This is a genomic window from Micromonospora wenchangensis (assembly GCF_002210435.1).
GTDB lineage: Bacteria > Actinomycetota > Actinomycetes > Mycobacteriales > Micromonosporaceae > Micromonospora > Micromonospora wenchangensis.
In genome coordinates this window covers 13,757-32,845 of sequence record NZ_MZMV01000071.1, presented here as the reverse complement: position 1 = coordinate 32,845, position 19,089 = coordinate 13,757, and the positions used below count along the sequence as shown (strand labels likewise).

At 73.0% G+C, this 19,089-nt stretch carries 18 protein-coding genes; 5 read left to right on the top strand and 13 right to left on the bottom strand.

Going from position 1 to position 19,089, the window contains the following annotated elements; all coding sequences use genetic code 11:
* Positions 1-624: 624 nt before the first annotated feature.
* On the top strand, positions 625-1,677 hold the full coding sequence (locus tag B5D80_RS28200) for an acetamidase/formamidase family protein (protein ID WP_245855036.1): 1,053 nt from the start codon (positions 625-627) through the stop codon (positions 1,675-1,677).
* A 34-nt stretch (positions 1,678-1,711) separates the two neighbouring features.
* On the opposite strand, the gene B5D80_RS28195 is transcribed toward B5D80_RS28200, so the two are convergent.
* The 9 genes from B5D80_RS28195 to uraD are packed head-to-tail and all read right to left on the bottom strand — an operon-like array spanning position 1,712 to position 9,926.
* A complete protein-coding gene (locus tag B5D80_RS28195; protein WP_088646971.1) occupies positions 1,712-1,936 on the bottom strand; it encodes a hypothetical protein in 225 nt (74 codons plus the stop codon).
* Positions 1,933-3,246, bottom strand: coding sequence for an allantoinase AllB (allB, locus tag B5D80_RS28190; RefSeq protein ID WP_211291684.1), 1,314 nt, complete (start codon positions 3,244-3,246; stop codon positions 1,933-1,935). Before allB ends, B5D80_RS28195 begins: the two co-directional genes overlap by 4 nt.
* Positions 3,246-5,510: a xanthine dehydrogenase subunit D gene (pucD, locus tag B5D80_RS28185; RefSeq protein WP_245855035.1), complete on the bottom strand. Its 2,265-nt coding sequence runs from the start codon at positions 5,508-5,510 to the stop codon at positions 3,246-3,248. Before pucD ends, allB begins: the two co-directional genes overlap by 1 nt.
* Positions 5,507-6,862, bottom strand: coding sequence for an 8-oxoguanine deaminase (locus B5D80_RS28180; RefSeq protein ID WP_088646980.1), 1,356 nt, complete (start codon positions 6,860-6,862; stop codon positions 5,507-5,509). The genes pucD and B5D80_RS28180 overlap by 4 nt, the downstream gene beginning before the upstream one ends.
* Positions 6,859-7,371: a (2Fe-2S)-binding protein gene (locus tag B5D80_RS28175; protein ID WP_088646970.1), complete on the bottom strand. Its 513-nt coding sequence runs from the start codon at positions 7,369-7,371 to the stop codon at positions 6,859-6,861. Before B5D80_RS28175 ends, B5D80_RS28180 begins: the two co-directional genes overlap by 4 nt.
* The gene (locus B5D80_RS28170) at positions 7,368-8,228 is read right to left on the bottom strand and encodes an FAD binding domain-containing protein (protein ID WP_088646969.1); all 861 of its coding nucleotides are present in this window, start codon (positions 8,226-8,228) and stop codon (positions 7,368-7,370) included. Before B5D80_RS28170 ends, B5D80_RS28175 begins: the two co-directional genes overlap by 4 nt.
* A complete protein-coding gene (gene pucL, locus B5D80_RS28165; RefSeq protein ID WP_088646968.1) occupies positions 8,228-9,070 on the bottom strand; it encodes a factor-independent urate hydroxylase in 843 nt (280 codons plus the stop codon). Before pucL ends, B5D80_RS28170 begins: the two co-directional genes overlap by 1 nt.
* 2 nt (positions 9,071-9,072) lie before the next feature.
* Positions 9,073-9,414, bottom strand: coding sequence for a hydroxyisourate hydrolase (uraH, locus tag B5D80_RS28160; protein WP_088646967.1), 342 nt, complete (start codon positions 9,412-9,414; stop codon positions 9,073-9,075).
* Positions 9,411-9,926, bottom strand: coding sequence for a 2-oxo-4-hydroxy-4-carboxy-5-ureidoimidazoline decarboxylase (gene uraD, locus B5D80_RS28155; protein WP_088646966.1), 516 nt, complete (start codon positions 9,924-9,926; stop codon positions 9,411-9,413). Before uraD ends, uraH begins: the two co-directional genes overlap by 4 nt.
* 149 nt (positions 9,927-10,075) lie before the next feature.
* Here uraD and B5D80_RS28150 point away from each other — a divergent pair, with 149 nt between their 5' ends.
* Complete coding sequence (locus B5D80_RS28150; RefSeq protein WP_088646965.1) at positions 10,076-11,701, top strand: PucR family transcriptional regulator; 1,626 nt, start codon at positions 10,076-10,078, stop codon at positions 11,699-11,701.
* A gap of 10 nt (positions 11,702-11,711) precedes the next feature.
* On the opposite strand, the gene B5D80_RS28145 is transcribed toward B5D80_RS28150, so the two are convergent.
* Genes B5D80_RS28145 through B5D80_RS28135 form a run of 3 tightly spaced genes read right to left on the bottom strand, consistent with a single transcriptional unit; the run spans position 11,712 to position 14,946 of the window.
* Positions 11,712-12,821, bottom strand: coding sequence for an XdhC family protein (locus B5D80_RS28145; protein WP_088646964.1), 1,110 nt, complete (start codon positions 12,819-12,821; stop codon positions 11,712-11,714).
* Positions 12,814-13,455, bottom strand: coding sequence for a nucleotidyltransferase family protein (locus tag B5D80_RS28140; protein ID WP_245855034.1), 642 nt, complete (start codon positions 13,453-13,455; stop codon positions 12,814-12,816). Before B5D80_RS28140 ends, B5D80_RS28145 begins: the two co-directional genes overlap by 8 nt.
* Before the next feature lie 9 nt (positions 13,456-13,464).
* Positions 13,465-14,946 carry an AtzH-like domain-containing protein gene (locus B5D80_RS28135; RefSeq protein ID WP_281253505.1) on the bottom strand — a complete coding sequence of 494 codons (1,482 nt, stop codon included), beginning with the start codon at positions 14,944-14,946 and terminating at the stop codon, positions 13,465-13,467.
* Between the two features lie 226 nt (positions 14,947-15,172).
* Between B5D80_RS28135 and B5D80_RS28130 the strand changes: the two genes are divergently transcribed.
* The 3 genes from B5D80_RS28130 to B5D80_RS28120 are packed head-to-tail and all read left to right on the top strand — an operon-like array spanning position 15,173 to position 18,425.
* Positions 15,173-16,390 carry a pyridoxal-phosphate-dependent aminotransferase family protein gene (locus B5D80_RS28130; protein WP_211291682.1) on the top strand — a complete coding sequence of 406 codons (1,218 nt, stop codon included), beginning with the start codon at positions 15,173-15,175 and terminating at the stop codon, positions 16,388-16,390.
* Positions 16,387-17,622: an allantoate amidohydrolase gene (locus tag B5D80_RS28125; protein WP_088646962.1), complete on the top strand. Its 1,236-nt coding sequence runs from the start codon at positions 16,387-16,389 to the stop codon at positions 17,620-17,622. Before B5D80_RS28130 ends, B5D80_RS28125 begins: the two co-directional genes overlap by 4 nt.
* Entirely contained in the window at positions 17,619-18,425 is an 807-nt protein-coding gene (locus B5D80_RS28120) for a MurR/RpiR family transcriptional regulator (RefSeq protein ID WP_088646977.1), read from the top strand. The genes B5D80_RS28125 and B5D80_RS28120 overlap by 4 nt, the downstream gene beginning before the upstream one ends.
* Here B5D80_RS28120 and B5D80_RS35165 read toward each other — a convergent pair.
* Complete coding sequence (locus B5D80_RS35165; protein WP_357766639.1) at positions 18,388-19,029, bottom strand: class I SAM-dependent methyltransferase; 642 nt, start codon at positions 19,027-19,029, stop codon at positions 18,388-18,390. The two genes, B5D80_RS28120 and B5D80_RS35165, sit on opposite strands and share 38 nt — an antisense overlap.
* Positions 19,030-19,089 lie beyond the last annotated feature (60 nt).

Below are 19,089 nucleotides of genomic sequence, written 5' to 3'. Positions count from 1 at the left end.
CTCACGGCGTAGCCCGTTCGTCCGGCGGCGCTGCCCACGGGGCAGTCCGACGTCCTCCGGCTGCAATGCCTCCCGCCGGTTACGGATGAACTCCGCCAGCCCACTGCGATCGCCCTGAGGGAGATCTACACCGCCCCCACCGTGACGCCTGCAAAGGCCCGTTTCGAGGCGTTCGCCGCCGAGTTCGGCGACCAGTACCCGGCCGTCATCCGGCTCTGGGGTCAAACACGGAGAACGCCACATTCCCGCCTCTCTCTGGACAGTTCGGGGCGCAGATCCGCGAGATGTCGGGTAACCGCCCGGAAGCAGGTTCGTACCACGGCTGACATCCGCCACCGGTAGGAACTGGGAGGACAGCGGAGCGACAAACCGCCGAGCGCGACTAGGCAGGCACGAGGAGCAACGGTGGCCGGTGCCGGCACCACACCCACGGGGCAGCGGTCGCGGTCCTCAAGGCCGCCCACCGACATCCCTCGGCAGATCCTGCAACCCGGGGTCGGCCCCATCCACGGAACGCACTATCTGCGTTCGCTGCCCGACCAGGTCCGGTGGGGATACGTTCCGGCTGTCGGCAGTTCACCCGTGTTACGGATGCGCTCCGGTGAAACCGTCACCATCGACACGGTGTCACACGAGGGCATTCTCGAGGACCAGGGGCGCGACCCCGTGGCCTACTTCGCCGGCCATGGCGTGCCGCGCGACCAGGTGCTCGACGACTCCGTCGCGATCGCCCGCGACTACAGCCGGACCAGCCGCGACTTCGACGTGGATGGACCGCACGTCATCACCGGTCCGATCCACGTGGACGGCGCGGAACCGGGCGACGTGCTCAAGGTCGAGATGCTGTCCATGCTGCCGCGGGTGCCGTACGGGGTCGTGTCCAACCGGCACGGGAAGGGTGCGCTGCCCCGGCTCGGCGGCGGAGCCGTCCCGGCCGGCATCACCGAAGCAGAGATCATGCCACCGGTGGCGACCGACGGCCGGGGCGCCGGCGAGCCCCGCGGGTACGGAAACGTCTCCGTCTTCACGCCCGTGCGCCAGGACCCTCAGGGAGGGTTGACCGGAGTGTTGCCGCGCGGCCGCTCCGGCCGGATCGCCTTCCCGCTGGCCCCGTTCACGGGGGCGATGGGAGTCGCGTTCGCCACGTCCACCGAGCTGAACGCGCCCGCCCTCAACTCGATTCCGCCCACCCTCGGCGGCGGCAACATCGACATCAACCTGCTCGGTGTCGGCGCCACCTTCTTCCTGCCGGTCTTCTCCGAGGGGGCACTGTTCTACGTCGGCGACCCGCACCTGTCCATGGGTGGTGGCGAGGTCGCGCTCACCGCGCTGGAGGGATCGTTGCGCGGCACCTTCCGGCTCACCGTCTGCAAACGCGGCTCGGGCGATGCTCCGTCGGTGGCGTTCCACTATCCGTTCGTGGAGACTCCGGACGCCTGGGTGCCCCTCGGGCTGTCCGACCCGGACGGCTCGCAGCGCAGCGGGAGTGGCGGCCTGGACGTCGCCCTGCGCCGGGCCGTCGTCAACGCACTCGACTTCCTCCAGGACGACTTGGGCGTCGACCGCGCGGTGGCCTACGCGTACCTGTCCGCCGCCGCCAACTTCGAGGTGTCACAGGTCGTGGACCGTACCGTCGGCGTACACGCGGTGGTCCTCAAGGCGCACTTCTCCGACTGAGCCCGGCCCTCGGTCCGGTGCCGGCCCGGCACGATCACCCCTGCTCGGGATCGTCTCCGCTGGGCAGCCGACCGGTCCGGGCTAGGTGCGCACAGGCCGCGGCAGTCAGCAGGTAGCCACCCGCCCAGGCGCCCGCAGCGACGGCCAACAGGTCGAAGATCGCCGCCCCGGTCAGCCGGCCGAGGGCCCAGGCCAGAATGGCCGCCATCCCGGCCGGCCAGATCAGCCACGCCGGCCGGACCTCACCACCTTCGGTCATGCACCGACCCCCGTGCGGCTCAGCAGCCGTCCGCGTGGCGGGCCGCTCGGGGCGACCGGTTGACCGCCGAGCCAGGTGCCACGGACCACGCCGGCCAGCATCCGGCCGGCGTACGGGGTCACCGCGTGCCGGTGCCGCAGCAGCGCCGGGTCCACGGAAAAGGTGGTGTCAGGGTCGAAGGCCACGAGGTCGGCGGTGGCGCCCGCCTCGATCCGGCCCTTGCCGGAGAGACCGGCGATCTCGGCGGGACGCCGGGCCATCCACCGGACGAGGTCGGCCAGCTCGTGTCCACGCCGGCGGGCCTCGGTCCAGACCACCGGCAGGCCCAGTTGCAGCGAGGCGATCCCGCCCCAGGCCGTGGCGAAGTCACCCACGTCCGCATGCTTGAGTTCCGGAGTGCACGGCGAATGGTCGGACACGACGCAGTCGATGATGCCGCTGGCGAGCCCCGCCCACAGCGCGTCCCGGTTGCCCGCCCCCCGGATCGGCGGGCAGCACTTGAACTGGGTGGCCCCGTCCGCCACGTCCTCCGCCATCAGCGTCAGGTAGTGCGGGCAGGTCTCGACGGTCACCCGGAGCCCGTCCCGGCGGGCCTGCGCGATCAGCGGCAGGGTCTCGGCGGCGGAGAGGTGCAGGATGTGCACCCGGGCACCCGTCGCGCGGGCGGCGTCGAGCACGCCGGCCACCGCCCGTCGCTCGGCGGCCGGCGGCCGCGAGGCCATGAAGTCGGCGTAACGCACGGAGTTCGGCGCCACCCTGAGTTCGGCCGGGTCCTCGGCGTGGATGAGAAAGGTGGCGTCGACGGCGGCCAGTGCCTGCCGTAGGCCGGCCGGATCGAGCGGGGGAAACTCCGGAACCCCCGAGTCGACCAGGAACGCCTTGAAACCGAACACCCCGGCCGCGTACAGGGCCGCCAGATCGGCGAGATGGTCCGGCACCGCGCCACCCCAGAAGCCCACATCGACGTGGCACTGGCCGGCGGCGGCCCGCCGTTTGACCCGCAGCGCGTCCACCGTCACCGTCGGCGGCAGCGAGTTGAGGGGCATGTCGATGATCGTGGTGACCCCGCCGGCCAGGGCGGCCAGGGTGGCGCTACGGAAGCCCTCCCACTCGGTACGTCCCGGCTCGTTGACATGGACGTGCGTGTCCACCAGGCCCGGCAGCAGGGCCAGCTCGCCGAGGTCCTGGCCGTCGACCGCGTGGTAATCCTCGACCGCCGCGATCCGCCCGTCCCGTACGCAGACCGCGGCGGGACGCTCGCCGGCGGGCGTGATCACTCGCCGCGACCGCAGCACCAGGTCGTAGCCCATCAGACGGCTCCGGTGAGGTATTCGGGGCGCACCGGGACGCGGGACAGCGCCAGCCCGGTCGCGGCTCGGATCGCGGCGACCACCGCCGGAGTGGACGAGATCGTCGGAGGTTCCCCGACCCCCCGCAGCCCGTACGGCGCGTGCGGATCGGCCAGCTCCAGCACGTCCACCGTCATCGGCGGCACGTCGAGGATGGTGGGGATCAGATAGTCGGTGAAGGACGGGTTGCGGACCAGCCCGTCCACGACCCGCAGCTCCTCCATGAGCGCCAGCCCGAGCCCCTGTGCGGTGCCGCCGTGGATCTGACCGAGGACGGCCTGCGGATTGATCGCCTTGCCGACGTCCTGGGCGGTGGCGATCTCGACGACCCGCACCAGGCCGAGCTCGACGTCCACGTCCACGGTGGCCCGGTGCGCGGCGAAGGCGTACTGGACGTGGGCGTCGCCCTGCCCGGTCCGCGGATCGAGCGGATGGGTGGGGCGGTGCCGCCACTGCCTGGTCTCTTCCACCGGATCGTCGCCGAGCACCTCCGCCAGATCCGCGACGGCCACGCCGGACGCGGTGACGACCATGCCGCCGGCCAGCCGCAGACCGTCGGCGGGACCCGCTCTTGCGCCCAGCCGCGCCAGCACACCGTCGCGGACGGCCTGGCAGGCCGCCCGGACGGCGCCCCCCGTCACGTACGACTGCCGCGAGGCCGACGAGGAGCCGGCGCTGCCGACGGTGGTGTCCGCGGCGGCGACCACGACCCGCTCGACGCCCAGCTCGGTACGGGCGATCTGTGCCTGCAGGGTCACCAGGCCCTGGCCGACCTCGGCGGCCGCCGTGTGCACGAGCACCACCGGTTCCCCACCGACCATCTCCAGTCGAACCCGCGCGGTCGAGTAGTCGTCGAATCCCTCCGAGAAGCACACGTTCTTGATGCCGATCGCGTACCCCACTCCCCGCACCACGGACTCACCGTGAGTGGTGTTGGCGACCCCTCCCGGCCACTCCCGCGGGTCACCGCTCGCCGCCAGCGGTGCCGGGCGGTCGCGCACCAGTTCCAGCAGCCGAGCGACCGGCGCCGGCCCGTCGACCACCTGCCCGGTGGGCATGACCGAGCCAGTGGTCATCGCGTTGCGCCGCCGGATCTCGACGGGATCGAGCCCGAGAGCGGCGGCGAGCTTGTCCATCTGCGACTCGTAACCGAAGCAGGTCTGCACCGCGCCGAAGCCGCGCATCGCGCCGCACGGCGGATTGTTCGTGCGCGCCCCGTAGGCGTCCATCACCACGTTGGGCACCTCGTACGGGCCCACGCCCAGCGTCGCCGCGTTCGCCACGACAGCCGGCGTGCTGGAGGCGTAAGCGCCGCCGTCGAGCACAATGTGCGCCTTGACGTAGACCAGCCGGCCGTCGCGGTCGGCACCGTGCTCGTACCGCATGAGCGCCGGATGCCGGTGGACATGGCCGAAGAAGGACTCCTCCCGCCCGTACACCATCTTGACCGGCCGCCCGGTGCGCAGTGCCAGCAGGCAGGCGTGCACCTGCATCGACAGGTCCTCCCGGGCGCCGAACGCCCCGCCGACGCCGGCGAGGTACAGGCGCACCCGGTCGACCGGCAGGCCGAGACAGGAGGCCACCTGCCGCTGGTCGACGTGCAGCCACTGGGTGGCGATGTAGAGGTCGACGCCGCCGTCCACGGTGGGCATCGCGAGCCCCGACTCCGGTCCGAGGAACGCCTGGTCCTGCATGCCCACCTGGTAGACGCCGCTGACCACTACCTCGGCGGTGGCGTGGGCGTCACCGCGCCGCACCGGCACGTGCCGGAAGATGTCTCCGGCGGCGAGCGCGGCCTCCGCGTCGGTGACCGGGGGCAGCGGCTCGTAGTCCACGACGATCCGGGCGGCGGCGCGGCGGGCGGTCTCCGGATGATCGGCCGCGACGACGGCCACCGGCTCGCCCTGGTAGCTCACCTCGTCGGCGGCCAGCACCGGTTGGTCGGCGACCTCCAGGCCGTAGCTGCCGGCCCCGGGCACGTCGGCTGCGGTGAGCACCGCCCGTACCCCGGGCAACGCCAGCGCGGCGGTCAGGTCGATGCCACGGATCCGGGCCCGCGCGTACGGGCTGCGCAGGGTCGCCCCCCACAGCATGCCGTCGGCTGAGAGGTCGGAGGAGAAGGCGAACTGGCCGGTGACCTTCAGCGTCCCGTCGGGCCGCACCGGGCTGTCCCCGACACCGCCGGTCACCGCGCCCCTGCTCGTCTCGGTCATCGGTGTGGTCACCGGTCCGCCCTCCGCATCAGGGTGCGCTGCGCCCGGCCCGCCCGCCGCACCAGCTCACGCTCGTCGACCGTGCGTAGCTCACCTCGCGCCACCACCGGCTGGCCGCCGACCAGCAGCAGCTCAAGCGGGGCGGGTGGCCCGAGCACCAGCGCCGCGACCGGGTCGGCGATACCGGCGTGGCCGAGCCCGTCGAGACGCCAGAGGGCGATGTCGGCCAACTTGCCGACCTCGATCGAGCCGATGTCGCCGGAGCGGCCGAGGCAGCGGGCCCCACCCATGGTGGCCAGGGAGAGTGCCTCGCGGGCGGCGAGCGCGGCCGGGCCACCGCGCAGCCGGGCCGCGTAGAGCGCCTGGCGCAGCTCGGCACCGAGATGGTTGGCCTCCTGCGACGCCGGCCCGTCCACGCCGAGCCCGACCGGGACGCCCGCGTCGAGCAGATCGCGGACCGGTGCCAGGCCCGCGCCGAGCCGGGCGTTGGAGCTGGGGCAGTGGGCGACACCGGTGCCGGTGGCGGCGAGCCGGGCGACCGCGGCGGCGTCGAGGTGCACGGCGTGCGCCAGCCAGACGTCGTCGCCGAGCCAGCCCAGACTCTCGGCGTACTCGACCGGATCGCAGCCGTGGACCCGCTGGCAGTACTGCGCTTCCTCGACCGTCTCGGCGAGGTGGGTGTGCAGCCGTACCCCCTTGCGCCGGGCCAGGTCGGCGGCCTCGGTCATCAGGGTGGTGGTGACCGAGAACGGCGAGCAGGGCGCGACGGCGATCCGGACCATGGCGTCGTCGGCGGGATCGTGGAAGCGGTCGATCGCGTCCTCGGTGCCGGCCAGCGCGGCGTCGGTGTCCTCGACGACGTGGTCGGGGGGCAGGCCGCCCCGCGACCGGCCGAGGTCCATCGAGCCCCGGCACGGGTGGAAGCGCAGCCCGACCTCACCGGCCGCCTCGACCTGGGCGGCCATCAGGTCTCCCCCGCCGGTGGGGTGGACGTAGTGGTGGTCGGTGCTGGTGGTGCAGCCGGACAACGCCAACCAGCCGAGTCCGGCGCCGGTGGTGGCGGCCACCAGGTTCGCGTCCAGGCCGGCCCAGAGCGGGTACAGCTCGGTCAGCCAGCCGAAGAGGTTCTCCTGCTGGGCCAGCCCCCGGGTCGCCCACTGGTAGAGGTGGTGATGCGTGTTGACCAAGCCCGGGGTGGCGAGACAGCCGGTGCCGTCGATGCGCTGGACCGGCTCGTCGGCGGTGCGGGCGGCGTCGGAGCCCACCGCCACGATCCGCCCGTCGTCGATCACCAGATGCCCGTCGGTGTACTCCGTGCCGTCGCCGTCGACGGTGACGATCGCGCAACCCTCGATGACGATCATCGCGGACCGCCCGGACGGGACGCCGGACACGCGGCGGCCGTCGAGGGCGGCATCGCGGCGGCCGACCGGACCGCGTCCATGATCTTCTCGTAGCCCGTACAGCGGCACAGGTTGCCGGCGAGCGCCTCACGGATGTCGGCGTCGGTCGGTGTGGACACCCGGGCCAGCAGGTCGTGCACCGCGACGATCAGGCCGGGAGTACAGAAGCCACACTGGACGGCCCCGGCCTGCAGGAAGGCGTGCTGCACGCGGTCGAGCCCACCGTCCGGGCCGGTGAGTCCCTCCACCGCCACCACCTCGCGCCCCTGCGCCTGGCCACCCGCCACCAGACACGCGCACACCGGCAGGCCATCGAGGTAGACCGTGCAGGACCCGCACTCTCCCTGTTCGCAGGCGTTCTTCGCGCCGGGCAGGCCGAGCCGCTCGCGCAGCAGGTAGAGCAGGCTCTCTCCCGGCCACACCCCATCGGCCTCCCGCTGCTCGCCGTTGACACGGCAGCTGACCCTCATGGCCCCTCCCTCCGGTATTCCTCCCACGCCCACCGCAGCGTGCGGCGGGCCAGCACGGACAGCGCGTGCCGGCGGTAGGCGGCGGTGCCGCGGATGTCGTCGATCGGGGCGGCGGCACCGGCCACCAGCTCACCGAAGCGGCCCACGACGGCCTCGGGCAGCACCGCGGCCGTCCGCCACGGCAACTCGTCGGCGAGCAGCCGTTCGGCCTGCGCCGCGCGCAGCGGGGTCGGCCCGGCAGATCCGATGCCCGTGCCGACCTCGCCGGTGACCGGGCGCAGCGCGAGCGCGAACGAGCACACCGCGATCACCATGGCGTTGCGGGAGCCGATCTTGGCGAACTGGTGCGGCCCGCGGTGCGACGGCACCAGGAACGCCGCGATCAGCTCGTCCGGTGCCCGAACGGTGCGCTTCGGCCCGGTGAAGAACTCGGCCACCGGAAGCCGGCGCACGCCGCGCGTGGAGGCCAGCTCGACCAGGGCACCGGCCGCGAGCAGCGGCGGAAGGGCGTCGCCCGCCGGCGACGCGGAGCCCAGGTTCCCGCCGACCGTGCCCCGGTTGCGGATCTGCGGTGACCCCACCGTCCGGGCGGCCATCGCCAGCCCCGGCAGCCGGTGGGCGAGTTCCGTGATGATCCGCGCGTAGGTCACCCCCGACCCGATCCGCAGCAGATCACCGTCGGTGCCCCACTCGGTCAGCTCGCCGATCCGGGTCAGATCGAGCAGGGCGGACGGCCGTCGGCGGTCGAAGTTCAGCTCGACCATCACGTCGGTGCCCCCGGCGATCGGGAGCGCGTCGGGGTTCGCGGCCTTCGCGGCGAGCGCCTCCGCCCAGGTGGCCGGCGACAGGAAGTCCATCACCGCGCCCCCGGCTCCGCCCGGGTGACCGTGCCCTCGATCAGCCCGTACGGCCGGTCGGTGGCGACGAACACCTCACCCGGGTTGTCCAGCCCGAAGGGCGTGAGGTCCACCGGCAGGTGATGCTTGTTGGGCAACGCCAGGTGCACCTCGGCGATCTCCGGACGGTCCTGTAGCACCCGCCGGCCCATCGCGTAGAGCGTCTGTTGCAGCGACAGGCTGTAGGTCTCGATGAACGCCGCGACGAGCGCGGCCCGGACCCCGGCGTACGAACCGGCCCACTCGCCGTCGACGCCACGGTGCCGCCAGCGGGCGTTCACCTCGGTGGCCAGGATCCGGTCCCGCGTCTGCGGCAGCGTCGTGTACCGGTCGCGGACGTACCCGGTGAACTCGGAGTCGGTCGAGTTGAGCAGCACCAGCCCGGTCAGGCCGGACTCCACCACGGCCGCCGAGCCGGTGACGGTGACGGTGGCGGTGCGCGTCTCGCTGCCGGCCCGCTGGAAGGAGTGCGGACCGAGACGGTGCCAGGTGTGCTCGGACAGGTCGACGCGGGCCCGGTCGATCGCGGCCTGGGAGGAGACGAAGTGCTGGGCGAGCACCAGTCCGAAGTCCTCGATCTGGTCCACACCGTGCTGCCTGGCGAAGGCGTACACGGTGTTCTTCTGCGAGTCGGTCGGCAGGACCTGGCTGTTGTCTCCGGTCAGGTGGGTGGCCGCAAGGTCACCGGCGAGCGCCACGGTGACGGTGAGGTCCCGCAGTTCGTGCTGCGGGCCGCCGCGGTCCACCCGCACCAGCCGCGTCTCGGCCTTGCCGTACTGGTTCGCCCCGAGCACGATGGTCACGCTCAACTCCCCCGGTAGGTGGTGTAGCCGTAGCGGTTGAGCAGCAACGGCACGTGGTGGTGCCGGTCCGGGTCCTGGACCCGGAAGGCGACGGTGATTTCCGGGAAGAACGCCGGGTCGCCGAGGTGCGCCTCGACCAGGAACAGCAGCCGGTAGTCGCCGGCCCGCCAGTCGCCGGCCGGCACCCAGTCACGCAGCCGGCCGTCGTTGTCGGTGCGGCCATCCGCCAGCCGGGTCCAGCCCTCGGCGTCGCGTCGCTCGATCCGCACCGGGACGTCCGGGGCGGGTGCCCCGCGTCCTGTGTCGAGGACGTGAGTGGAGACGCCGGCGAATCGGTCCGTCATCTCAGCAGCCTGTCGAGCCGAAGCAGGGCGATCTTGCGCAGTTCGTCCTGCACCACGCGCCGTTCGGTCTTGTCGTCGTTCGCCAGCCGGGCCTGGGCGGCGGCGAGCAGTTCCGACTGGCCCCGCCCGCTGGCACAGACCAGGAAGGGGTGCCCGAACCGCTCCTCGTACGCCCGGTTCGCCGCGGCCATCGCCTTGCGGGCCGCGGCGTCGGAACCGGCGACGCCCGCCTGCTCGCGCCGCGACCACGCAGACTCCCGGGTCGAGCCGTCGGGGCGTTCCCCGATCCGGGGATGGGCGGCGATCGCCTGCGCGACCTCCGTCCAGGCCAGACGCCGCAGCCCGGCGTCGGCCACCGCCAGCAGCGCGTCGAGATCGGGGTACGGCCGCGCGGCGACCATCTCTCGCGCCCAGGCCGGTGCCGGGCAGCAGGCCAACATGTCGCGCTCGGCGTCGGCTGCGGCAAGGGCGTTGAACCTGGCGAGGGCCTCGTCGACCGGATCGATGTCCATCACCTCTCCCTCGGTTGTGGAGAAGTACAACAGCCTGGCGACGCCCGGTGAACCGGCGAGGAAACCGAATCCGAAACATGCCCGCCGTAGGTTTTCCGTAGGTTTCTCCAAACGAACGCGACCACCGACGCGGAGGGCGGCAGCGGGGGATGCTGTTGCGCGACACACTGGCCACGCCGCGACTACGGCTGACGCTGCTGGTTGGCGACGGCGACCTGGAGCGCCCGGTAAGCCGGGTCTTCGTGACCGACCTGCCCGACCCGCGCCGCTACCTGGCCGGCGGGGAGATCGTGCTGACCGGCTTGATGTGGCGACGTGAGCCAGCCGACTCGGAGGCGTTCGTCGCGGCCTGCGCCGCCGCCGGGGTGACCGCGATCGGCGCGGGCGACGCGGCTTTCGGTTCAGTGCCCGAGGACCTGGTGGAGGCGTGCCGCCGGCACCGCATGCCGCTGTTCGAGGTGCCGGTCGAGATATCGTTCCGCGACGTCATCGACGAGGTCACGCCGTCGCTGTGGGCGCACCGGTCCACCGGCCTCGCCACCGTGCTGGGTCGGCACCGGGGCCTGGTCGCCGCGATGGCGGCCGGCGCTCGGCTGGTCGACCTGATCCAACCGGTCGCGGCCGACCTCGGGGTGGACTGCTGGGTGCTGACACCGACCGGGCGGCTCGTGGTGGGCACCGCTGCGCTGCGGGCGGGCGCCCTCGGCGAGCTGGCGACGGCGTTCGTCTCGGCCGGACGGCTGCCGGCCCGGGTGACCGTGGACGGCCGCCGGTTGGACGTGGTCGGTGTGCCCGGTCGGCCCGCGCACCGGCTCGCGTCCTGGCTGCTCGCCTACGCCGCCCGCGACGCGCCCCCGGACGCCCCCGATCGCGGTACCCCGCCGGAGGCCGGCGACCGCGCCGCCCCACCGGTCCCACCCGACGTCGCCGCCGAGCTGACCAGCCTGGTGGCGATGGAACGGGTGCAGGTGGACGAGGCGGTACGGATCGAGCGGCGGCTCGCCGACCAGGTGGGCGCGGCACTTGCCGGCCGGGGCGGACCGGGTGACCTGGGCGGGCGGCTGCGGGCGTGCGGGCTGAAGCCCGACGCGATGTTCCTGGCGGCGGCCGTCAGCTTCACCAGTCTGAGCACACCACCGGAACTGGCGGTGGCGGTCTGCGACGAGATCGTCCGACCGGCCGGGGAGCCCACCGTGGTGACCGGTCACGCCATACCGGAGGCCGTGCTCGCCGTGCTGGCCGTCCCGCCCGAGCGGGTGGCCGGTGTGCTCGACACGATCCGTGCCGCGGTGGCCGTGCTGGGCCCGGGAATCGGTGCCGGCCGGCTCGCGGTCGGCGTCAGCGCCCTGGTCAACGGGGCCGAGGCGCTCACCGGCGCCGTCGCGGAGGCCCGGCACGCCCTGCGGACCGCGATCGCCCGCCCCGAGCCGGCGACCGTGGTCCACGCCGGTGAGCTCACCTCCCACCTGCTGTTGCTGGCCGGGGTGCCGGCGGACACGCGCCGCTCGTTCCGGGACAGACTGCTCGGCCCGCTGGTGGAGTACGACCGGGCGCACCACGCCGACCTGCTACGGACGTTGAGTGTCTTCCTGGCCTCGTCGGGGTCGTGGAGCCGCTGCGCCGCCCTTCTGCACGTCCACGTCAACACGCTGCGTTACCGGATTGGCCGGATCGAGCAACTCACCGGGCGCGACCTGACCCGTTTCGAGGACCGGGTCGACTTCTTCCTCGCACTGCGTCTCCCCTCGGACGGTGACCTGCCGTTCGGGCGCTGACGCCCCCACCTCAGCGGTGGATCCGTCCGTCAGTCTCGGACAGTCGCTCTCCGGTGCCGGCCCAGCGGGTGGCGACGATCTCCGCGGCGATGCTGACGGCGGTCTCCTGCGGCGTGCGGGCGCCGAGATCGAGCCCGATCGGCGAGGACAGCCGGGCCAGCGCGGACTCGGGCACACCCGCCTCGCGCAGTCGGGCGATTCGGTCCGCGTGCGTACGCCGGGAGCCCATGGCGCCCACGTAGGCCAGTGGCAGGTCGAGGGCCACCCGCAGGACGGGCACGTCGAACTTGGGGTCGTGGGTGAGCACGCAGACCACGGTCCGGTCGTCGACCTGCCCGGCGCGGGCCTGCTCGGCGAGGTAGCGGTGCGGCCAGTCTACGACCACCTCGTGGGCGTCGGGGAAACGCCGTCGGGTGGCGAAGACACCACGGGCGTCGCAGACGGTGACCCGGTAGCCGAGGAAGGCGCCGATGCGGGCGACCGCCGCGGCGAAGTCGATGGCCCCGAAAACGATCATCCGGGCGGGTGGGGCGTAGGCACTGCACAACAGGGTCAGCTCGTCGCCGCGCCGTTGCCCGTCCGGGCCGTAGTGCAGCAGGCCGGTCCGGCCGGCGGCGAGCAGGCCGCGCCCGTCGTCGGCGGCGGCGGCGTCGAGCCGCGGCGAGCCAAGCGAGCCACGTCGCGTGTCGGGCCCGAGCGTCAGATGCCGACCGATCCGACCAGGCGGACCGTCGACGCAGGTGAGCACGCCGACGGGCACCCGGCCGGCGATCGCGGCGGCGACCTCGGCCAGTTCCGGAAACGTGTTCCGATCAATGCGCTCCACGAAGAGGTCGATGGTGCCGCCACAGGTCAGGCCCACGGCGAAGGCGTCGTCGTCGCTGACTCCGTAGTGGTGGGTGCGCGGCACCCCGGAGGCCATCACCGCACGGCACAGTTCGTAGACCTCGGCCTCGACGCAGCCGCCCGAGACGCTGCCGACGACCGTGCCGTCCGGCCCGACCAGCATCGTCGCGCCGGGCTGGCGCGGGGCGCTGTGCCAGGTGGCGGTGACGGTGGCGAGGCCGACCGGCTCACCCGCCCGCCACCACCGCAGCAGGTCGTCCAGCACCTCACGCATGTCGCCCCCGGTGCCCGCTCGCCCGATCGGTCCCGGGACCGTTCTCCTTGTCCTGGTCGGTGTCGAGGTCAGCGCCGCTGGCGATGTCCCCGCATGGCACGACGCGCAGGTCCGCCGCGCGGTCCCGAAGATACGGGCGGGCGCCCACATCGCCGACGGCCAGCGCGGCGACATCCGCCCAGTGCGCCCGCCCGAGCAGGACGGGGTGGCCTCGGTGGCTGCCGTAGCCGGCCATGGCGAGTGCGTCGGGGCTGGCGAGCACGGTGAGCCGGCGTACGGCCTCCGGGGTGACGCCGGGCATGTCCACCAGGAGCACGATGACGGCGACGGCCTCGGTCGCCCACAGGGCGGCGAGGCCGGCGCGCAGCGAGGAGCCCATCCCGGTCGCCCAGCCGGGATTGTCGATCACGATGGCGGCACCGAGGTCGGCCCGGGCCCGCACAGCCGGGGCCGCCGCACCGAGCACCGTCACGACGGGCCGGCAGCCGCCGTCGCGGGCGGTGGCCGACGCACGCTCCACGAGCAGCTGGCCGTCGCGCTCCACCAGGGCCTTGGGACGGCCGTAGCGCCGGCCCGCCCCGGCGGCCAGCACCAGACCGGCGACCGGCGGCGTCCCCGCCTGTCGGGCGTCCACGATCGCCCGCTACCGCTTCGCGACGGCGAGCTCGGCCGCGAGACGCAGCAGATCCCGGTCACGATCGGCGGGCGCGATGAGGCAGACACCGCACGGGAGTCCATCGGCCGTTGCGGTCGGCACGCTGACGGCGGGCAGCCCTCCGATGCCGGCGAGGCAGGTCAACTGCATGGTGGAGTGGCGAATGTCCGTCAACCCCTGACCGACGCGCGGCGCCACCGAGGAGGCTGACGGAAGCACGAGCACCCGATCGCCGACCGTCTCGCGGATGCGTCGTCGCGCGACGGCCACCTGCTCGGCGGCGCGGGCGGCGTCGTCCTCGCTGACCCGCGACGCCATCTCGAAGCGGCCACGCACGTCCGCGCCGAGTGTGTGGAGCCGGGGCGCCAGCCACTCGCCGTGCGCCTGCCAGGCCTCCCACGCCTGCCGGGTCTGGAACGCCGTGAGCCAGGCAGGCAGTTCCGTCAGCTGCCAGCTTTCCCGGACCCCGCCGGCCCGGTCCCGGGCGTACGCCTCGACCGGGGCGGCGACCTCGGGGTGAGCGAGGGCGAGCAGTTCCGGCACGACGACGGCCTCCCCGCACGCGCGATCGGGTGCGGGGGGAAGCAGGACGTCACCGACCGTGGCCAGCAGGGCCGCGTCGCGGGTCAGCCAGCCGACGGTATCGAAGGACGGCGCGAGCGGGAGCACGCCGTCGGTGGACACGACACCGTGGGTGGGGCGGAAACCGAAGAGCCCCTGATAGGAGGCCGGCACCCGGATCGATCCACCCGTGTCGGTGCCGAGGCCGATGGTCGCGTGTCCCAGAGAGACGGCGCTGGCCGGCCCGGACGACGATCCGCCCGAGATGCGGCCCGGCGCCTGGGGATTCGGGGCAGTGCCGGTGTGGACGTTGGTGCCGGCGAGGCTGTAGGCGAACTCGTCGGTGCGGGCGATCCCGCGCAGGTCCGCCCCGGCGGCCAGCAACGCCTCGACGGCCGCCGCGTGCCGGGGCTCCGGCCGTGCGGCGGCGATCCGGGCCGGGTTGCCGGCACCCACCCGTTGACCGGCCACGGCGTACAGGTCCTTGACCGCCACGGACTGCCCGGTGAGTGCTCCGGCGGCCGTCGCCGGGACGAGCGGATCACCCACGACCCGCCAGATCCTGGTGTCGAGGGCGGGCACGGGCAGGGTGACGTGGGCGGCGCTCACCACCCATCCGGCCGGCGCGCGTTGCCACAGCTGGGTCTGGAGGCCGCGACCGCCGCCCTCGGGTTCCGTGACGGCGACGACGAGAGCATGGTCGGCATCGATCGGCCGGACGTGCACCCGCACGACGCGCCGTGGCGGGGCGCCACCGCGGCCCTGACGGAAGTCGCGGATCCGGTCGTGACCGACCAACAGCCCGTCCGTGTCGCCGCGCAGGGTCGCCGGCCCCGGCGCGAAGAGCCGGTCAAGCGCGTCGAGGTCGTCGGTCATGAGAGCGCGCTCGTATGCCCAGAACGCGTCCATCAGCCCGTCGGCCGCACCTGCGCGAAGGTCCGTGGCACTGTGTTCGTCGGGGGTGCCCACGGGCCCAGACCCTACGGAACTCATGTTTCAGTTGTGTTCCGCAGCAGGCCGATGACGGGCATCTGGAAGGCCAGATTCCCTGGCAGGGCGAGAAATCCGCACGAAACACGGGTTTCATAGGCTGATGCGATGCCCGGGCCACACGGGAAGGAGCCCGCACGCCGCCATGCTTACCGAGCCGATCCATCCACCCACCCGGCTCCTGATGGGGCCCGGCCCGATCACCGCCGACCCCCGGGTCCTTCGCGCGATGTCGGCGCAACTCGTCGGGCAGTTCGACCCCTCGATGACCGCCTACATGACCGAGACGATGGCGCTCTACCGGGCGGTGTTCCGCACCACCAACCAGCAGACGTTCCTGGTCGACGGCACCTCCCGGGCCGGCATCGAGGCCGCGCTGGTCTCGCTGATCGAGCCCGGCGACCGGGTACTCGTGCCAATCTTCGGCCGCTTCGGCCACCTGCTGGTCGAGATCGCCGAACGCTGCCGCGCCGAGGTGCACACCATCGAAATGCCGTGGGGCGAAGTGTTCGAGCCGGAGACGGTCGAGCGGGCGGTGCGCGCCGTCTCCCCGAAGATGCTGGCCACCGTGCACGGTGACACGAGCACGACCATGTGCCAGCCCCTCGCCGACATCGGCCGGATCTGTCGCGACAACGACGTCCTGTTCTATTGCGACGCCACCGCCTCGCTCGGGGGCAACACCTTCGAGCTGGACGCCTGGGGCCTCGATGTCGCGACGGCGGGCCTGCAGAAGTGCCTCGGCGGCCCCTCCGGCAGCGCACCCATCAGCATCTCGCCTCGCGCGGTCGACGTGATCAACGCCCGCAAGAACGTCGAGGCCGGAATCAGGGAGCACCAAGACGTCGCGCACGGCAGCCGGATCGCCTCCAACTACTTCGACCTCGCGATGATCATGGATTACTGGGGTGATCGGCGGCTCAACCACCACACCGAGGCCACCACGATGCTGTACGCCGCCCGCGAATGCGCGCGACTGCTGGTCGCGGAGGGCATCGACCGGGCCGTCGAACGGCACCGCCGGCACGGGGCCGCGATGCTGGCCGGCGTCCGTGGTCTCGGCCTCACCGTCTTCGGCGATGTCGCCCACAAGATGCACAACGTGGTCGCGGTCGAGATCCCCACCGGGCTCGACGGCGACGCCGCGCGGGCCGCCCTGCTCAACGACTTCGGCATCGAGATCGGCACCTCCTTCGGCCCCCTGCACGGCCGGGTCTGGCGGATCGGCACCATGGGCCACAATGCCCGCAAGGAGGCCGTACTGCTCACCCTCGCCGCCCTCGAGCAGGTGCTCCGCGCCGGGAACGTGCCGATCACGGCCGGCGGAGGCGTCGGCGCGGCCCAAGAGGTGTACGCGTCATGACCGACGCGGCCACCGTCCTCGCCCGCTGCGCCGAACTCGACGAGTTCTCCGCCCGCCCGGACGGGCTCGAACGCGTCTACCTGTCACCCGAGCACGCGCGGGCCAACGGCCGGGTCGCCGACTGGATGCGCCAGGCGGGGCTGCGTACCTGGCAGGACGCGGCCGGAAACCAGTGCGGTCGCCACGAGGGCCGCACGCCCGGCCTGCCGGCCCTGCTCGTCGGATCCCATCTCGACACCGTGCCCGACGCGGGCAGCTACGACGGGATGCTCGGCGTCCTGATGGCCGTGGCCGTAGCCGAGCGGCTTCGTGACCGGGTCCGCGAGCTGCCGATCGCCCTCGAGGTGATCGGCTTCGGCGACGAGGAAGGCACCCGGTTCGGCACCACCCTACTGGGCAGCCGGGCGGTCGCCGGGCGGTGGGACGAGTCCTGGTGGGACCTCCGTGACCGCGACGGGCTCACCCTGCGCCACGCCTTCCTCGAATTCGGGCTGGACCCGGCGCGGGTGGCCGACGCCACCCGCGCCCCGGACGAACTGGTGGGCTATCTGGAGGCGCACATCGAGCAGGGGCCCCACCTCGAGGCGGCGGGCCGGGCACTGGGCTACGTCACGACGATAGCCGGGGCCCGGCGTTTCTCGCTGACCGTCGTCGGTGAGGCCCGTCATGCCGGGGGCACGCCGTACCCACGTCGACGCGACGCCCTGGTCGGGGCCAGCGAGGCCATCGTGGCCATCGAGCAGACCGCCCGTGCGGCCGGCTGTCTCGCCACCGTCGGCCGGATCGAGGTCGCCCCCGGTGCCGTCAACGTCGTGCCCGGTCGCGTCGACTTCAGCCTCGACCTGCGGGCCATTACCGACACACACCGCGACGCCACCTGGGACGCCATCCGGGGCCGGATCGACGGCATCTGCTCCGCGCGCGGGCTCCGCTTCGAGGCGCACGAGTTGCACCGGGCGGCGGCCACCCCGTGCGCGGCGTGGCTGCAAGAGGCCGTGGTCAGCGGCATCGCGGCGACCGGGGACGCGGAGCCGCCAGGCCTGTGGAGCCCCGCTGGCCACGACGCCATGGCGCTCGGGCAGACCACCGACGTGGGCATGCTGTTCATCCGGTGCGCCGACGGCATCAGCCATCACCCGGCGGAGGCCGTCGACGAGGTCGACGTCGCACAGGGTCTCGACGCGCTGGAGAGCGCGGTGCTGGCCGTCGCCGCGCGGTGGGCCCGCCGGTGAGGCTCGAGGAAAGGATCACCCTGCACCATGCCGGCCTCTCGCCCCAGGAGCGCCGTGCCGCCGAGACGCTGATCGAGCACCTCGACGACCTGACGGCCTACCGGGCCGCCGAACTCGCCGCGTTGGCCGGGGTCTCCAAGGCCACCATGAGCAGACTGTTCCGGCGCCTGGGCTTCGCCGACTTCGACGAGGTACGGGCACAGCTGAGGGCGCGACGTCATGCCGGCGAGCCCCGCCGGGCCGAGGTCCCGCCCAGCCTCGCCGCCTTCGCCGCCCAACAGGCCGAATCGATCCACAGGGCGCTCCAGCAGCCCGCGCTCACCGACGTGGTCGACCTGGTCGCCGCCGCCGGCCGGGTCACCGTCGTGGGCTGGCGCAACAGTCATCCGGTCGCGCTGCACCTTCGCCAGCAACTCGCCCACGCCCGCCCCGACGTGCGGCTCGCGCCCCTGCCCGGCCAGGTCGTCGGCGAGGAACTCGCCGACCTCGCGGCCGGTGACGTCGTCCTGGTCGTCGGCTTCCGCCGCCGCCCGGCCGGTTTCGGCGCGTTCATGGCAGAAGCTGCGGCCACCCCCGCCGGGGTGGTGCTGCTCGCTGACGCCACGGCCCGCGACCACGCGCGGCACGCCCGCCACTGGCTCAACTGCCCGATCTCGACCGGCCTGGCCTTCGACAGCTACGCGCCCGCGATGAGCCTGGTGAGCGTCCTCGCCGACGGGGTGTTGTCGAGGATCGGCGGGCCAGCGCGTGGTCGGATCTCCGGCATCAGCCGGGCCTACCATCGACTGGCCGAAGTGGAGTGACCGCGTCACCGCGAGCTGGACGAGGTGGTGTCGGCGTACCTGGGCGCCGCGCGCCCGAGTCGTCAGGCCGCCCCACTCCGGCCGGCGAGCCGCCGAGTGTCCCACTCCTGTGTCCGGTAGCCGTTACGGGAGTTGACCCGCTCCACTTGGGCTTGACCAGCAACGCTTGACCGGCGGCGGGTGAGGTCTTCAGCGGAATTTGCTGCGTGGTGGGTCGCAGTCCGGCCTGGTGCCCGAGGGCGATGATCTCCTCAGTTGGTATGCCCTTCTGAAACGTGCCTTTGGCCTCACTGGACCAGTATCCGTCGTGATGCGTTCGCCAGTTCGCCGGGATGGCCCGAGGATCGATGTCGGCTGGCGAGCGGGTGACGACGAACAGGTGGCCGCCTGGGCGCACGAATCGGGCGGCGTGTTGGATCGCCTGGATGCGTTGCCAGGGGTCGGGTAGGACGTTGAGTACGAAGATGTTCGTGACCAGGTCGTACTGGCGTTCGGGTTCGATGGCTTGACCGAAGCCGGGGTGGGGGTCCCACCCGTCGGCGTCCAGTCCCGAAGTCCGGTAGTGATGGACGTCGCTACCACGCCCGCAGCCGTGGTCAAGCATGGTGGCGATGCCCAACTGAGGTGCGATGACGTCGATGACTGTGCGGGCGAAGGGGGACGA

What these genes read in the sequence shown, in the direction of transcription:
- B5D80_RS28175 (WP_088646970.1), bottom strand. Translation starts at nt 7,371, where the DNA reads ATGAGGGTCAGCTGCCGTGTCAACGGCGAGCAGCGGGAGGCCGATGGG.
- B5D80_RS28170 (WP_088646969.1), bottom strand. Translation starts at nt 8,228, where the DNA reads ATGGACTTCCTGTCGCCGGCCACCTGGGCGGAGGCGCTCGCCGCGAAG.
- B5D80_RS28180 (WP_088646980.1), bottom strand. Translation starts at nt 6,862, where the DNA reads ATGATCGTCATCGAGGGTTGCGCGATCGTCACCGTCGACGGCGACGGC.
- B5D80_RS28150 (WP_088646965.1), top strand. Translation starts at nt 10,076, where the DNA reads ATGCTGTTGCGCGACACACTGGCCACGCCGCGACTACGGCTGACGCTG.
- B5D80_RS35165 (WP_357766639.1), bottom strand. Translation starts at nt 19,029, where the DNA reads ATGCTTGACCACGGCTGCGGGCGTGGTAGCGACGTCCATCACTACCGG.
- B5D80_RS28125 (WP_088646962.1), top strand. Translation starts at nt 16,387, where the DNA reads ATGACCGACGCGGCCACCGTCCTCGCCCGCTGCGCCGAACTCGACGAG.
- B5D80_RS28135 (WP_281253505.1), bottom strand. Translation starts at nt 14,946, where the DNA reads ATGGACGCGTTCTGGGCATACGAGCGCGCTCTCATGACCGACGACCTC.
- B5D80_RS28130 (WP_211291682.1), top strand. Translation starts at nt 15,173, where the DNA reads ATGCTTACCGAGCCGATCCATCCACCCACCCGGCTCCTGATGGGGCCC.
- B5D80_RS28145 (WP_088646964.1), bottom strand. Translation starts at nt 12,821, where the DNA reads ATGCGTGAGGTGCTGGACGACCTGCTGCGGTGGTGGCGGGCGGGTGAG.
- uraH (WP_088646967.1), bottom strand. Translation starts at nt 9,414, where the DNA reads ATGACGGACCGATTCGCCGGCGTCTCCACTCACGTCCTCGACACAGGA.
- allB (WP_211291684.1), bottom strand. Translation starts at nt 3,246, where the DNA reads ATGGGCTACGACCTGGTGCTGCGGTCGCGGCGAGTGATCACGCCCGCC.
- B5D80_RS28195 (WP_088646971.1), bottom strand. Translation starts at nt 1,936, where the DNA reads ATGACCGAAGGTGGTGAGGTCCGGCCGGCGTGGCTGATCTGGCCGGCC.
- uraD (WP_088646966.1), bottom strand. Translation starts at nt 9,926, where the DNA reads ATGGACATCGATCCGGTCGACGAGGCCCTCGCCAGGTTCAACGCCCTT.